This window comes from Glutamicibacter sp. BSL13 (assembly GCF_052928425.1).
The window spans coordinates 1-2,317 of sequence record NZ_JAVGCZ010000184.1 but is presented as its reverse complement, the minus strand read 5'-3'; the positions used below and the strand labels follow the sequence as shown (position 1 = coordinate 2,317).

Below are 2,317 nucleotides of genomic sequence, written 5' to 3'. Positions count from 1 at the left end.
GCGCATGGGATTTGACCCCAGCCAGGCGGCGGACGGACAGATCAGGCTGCAAGCCTGCCCGTTGCTGGGCGCCGCCCGCGAACACCCCGAGGTGGTATGCAACGTGCACCTGGGCATCGTGCGCGGGGTGCTGGGCCAGGAGGCTGACCCCCACCCGGCCGAGAGCACCGCGATCACGCCGTTTGCCGGCCCGGGGTACTGCCTGCTGCGCCTGGATGATGCGCAGGACCGTGACTCATGAGCCGCCCGTTGCGCAAGCCCGGCCCGGTCCGCCGCAGCGGGCGCTGGCGTCTGCTGCTGATGATCCCTGCGGGCCTGTGCCTGCTGACCGGCTTGGATGCGGGGTTGATCCTGCTGGATGTGCATGCGCCGCTGCCCGTCGCCAGTTGGGGCCAGGCCCACGGAATGGTCTTGGTCTTTGGATTCGTCGGCGCCCTCATTGCCTTGGAGCGGGCCGTGGCACTGGGCAGGGCCTGGGGCTACCTGGCCCCCTTGCTGCTCGCCCTGGGCGGGCTGGGCCTGCTGGTTTCCCTGCCCCGGATCCTTGCCGGGACGCTGCTGCTGGCCGGCATGGTGGCCACCGTGGCGCTCTACGTTCCGCTGTGGCGACGCCAACGGGCGGTGGCGGTGCTGATCCAAATGCTCGGGGCGGGGGCCGGGGTGGCCGCGACGCTGCTGTGGCTGGCGGGCGTGCAAACCTCCCTGATCCTGCCCTGGCTGTGCAGCTTTCTGGTGATCACCATCGCCGGCGAGCGCGTGGAATTGGCCCGGCTGCATCTGGGCCCACGCTCGGAGATGGTGGCCCTGGTGTTGTGCTGCGCCGTGGTGGGCTGCGCGGCGGCCTCCGTCTTGTGGGTTTGGGCCGGCACCGTCCTGTTCGGTGCGGCGCTGGCGTTGCTGGTGCTGTGGCTGGTGCGCCAGGACGTTGCCCGGCGCACCATACACGCCCAGGGGGCACCGCGCTTCATGGCCGCGTGCCTGCTGGCGGGATACTTCTGGTTGCTGGTTGCCGCGGTGACCTGGTGTTTCGGGTACCCGGTGAGTGTTGCGGCGTACGACACGGTGGTGCACGGAGTGTTCCTGGGCTTCGTGATGTCCATGATCATGGCCCACGCCCCTACGATCCTGCCGGCGGTACTGGCCATCAAGCTGCCGTATCGGGCACTGATGTGGGTGCCCGCGGTGCTGCTGCACGCCGGACTGGTGCTGCGTCTGTGGCTGGGTGACGGCCTGGGGTACGAGGTGCTGTGGCAGGCTGGCGGGGTGTTGAACGTGGTGGCCGTGGTGCTGTTCGTTCTGGTGGCGCTGGCCAGTGCGCTGCTGGGGGAGCGTGCCCTGCCATGGTCGCCGGGTGGCGGCGCCGCGCACGCGCCCAAACGCAGCGTGCCGGTGCCTACCGGTAGGCCTGGGCATTCCATTGGCTTGCGTCCCGGGATGGCTCCGGCCCCTTCGACCGGCCGGGCCGGGGCGGGGAACCGAGAAGAACATGAAGGGAAACGTGATGAGTGAGGCATCGGCCAAGGTTCCGGGGCGGGGTTTCTGGCCGTTGCGGGATCTTCCCACCGCGATCTGGCTGATCCTGCTGGTGCTCAGCACCCTGATCCACCGCCAGTTGCCGGCCCCACGCTGGCTGATGATTCACCTGTTGCTGCTCGGCGCGCTGTCCCACGCCATCCTGGTCTGGTCCCAGTATTTTGCCACCGCCCTGCTCAAGCTGCCGGTGACCCAGGACTCCCGGCGGCAGCAGTCCCGGCGCCTGCTGCTGCTGAACGCCGGGGCCGTGGTGGTGATGACCGGCGTGCTTGGCGCCTGGTGGCCGGTCACTGCCTGTGGGGCGGGCCTGGTCGCCGCGGCCGCACTGTGGCACGGGGTGTGGCTGTACCGGCGGCTGCGCGGCGCGCTGCCCTCACCCTATGGGGCCAGTGTGCGCTACTATGTGGCCGCCGCGGCGCTTTTGCCGGTCGGCGCCGCGCTGGGCACCTGGATCTCCACCGGCCTGCCCTCCCCGCTGCATGAGCGGTTGACCCTGGCGCACGCGCTGGTGAACCTGCTCGGCTGGGTCGGGCTGACCGTGGCCGGCACCCTGATCACCTTGTGGCCCACCATGCTGCGCACCCGCATCGCCCCGCAGGCCGCCGCCCGGCTGCGGCACAGCCTGCCGGTGCTGCTGGCGGCGGTGCTGATCGCGGCGGCCGGGGCCGGGTTCGGTGTGCTTCCGGTGGCTGCCGCCGGGGTGGCCGGATACCTGGTGGGGCTGGGCCTGCTGGCTTCCCCGTTCATTTACGCGGCCCGCAACAAGCCGCCGCGCAGTTTCGCC

At 70.7% G+C, this 2,317-nt stretch carries 1 protein-coding gene and 2 pseudogenes; all 3 read left to right on the top strand.

Annotation, left to right across the window (positions count from 1 at the left end):
* Nucleotides 1–241: pseudogene (locus RCJ92_RS15630) on the top strand (helix-turn-helix transcriptional regulator); the annotation flags it as partial.
* Nucleotides 238–1,509, top strand: a complete 1,272-nt coding sequence (locus RCJ92_RS15625; protein WP_446755085.1) for a hypothetical protein — start codon at nucleotides 238–240, stop codon at nucleotides 1,507–1,509. The pseudogene RCJ92_RS15630 and the gene RCJ92_RS15625, both read left to right, overlap by 4 nt.
* A pseudogene (locus RCJ92_RS15620) lies at nucleotides 1,502–2,317 on the top strand (multicopper oxidase domain-containing protein); the annotation flags it as partial. The gene RCJ92_RS15625 and the pseudogene RCJ92_RS15620, both read left to right, overlap by 8 nt.

Excerpts from the sequence above, each read along its gene's own strand:
- RCJ92_RS15625 (WP_446755085.1), top strand. The coding sequence starts at position 238 with ATGAGCCGCCCGTTGCGCAAGCCCGGCCCGGTCCGCCGCAGCGGGCGC.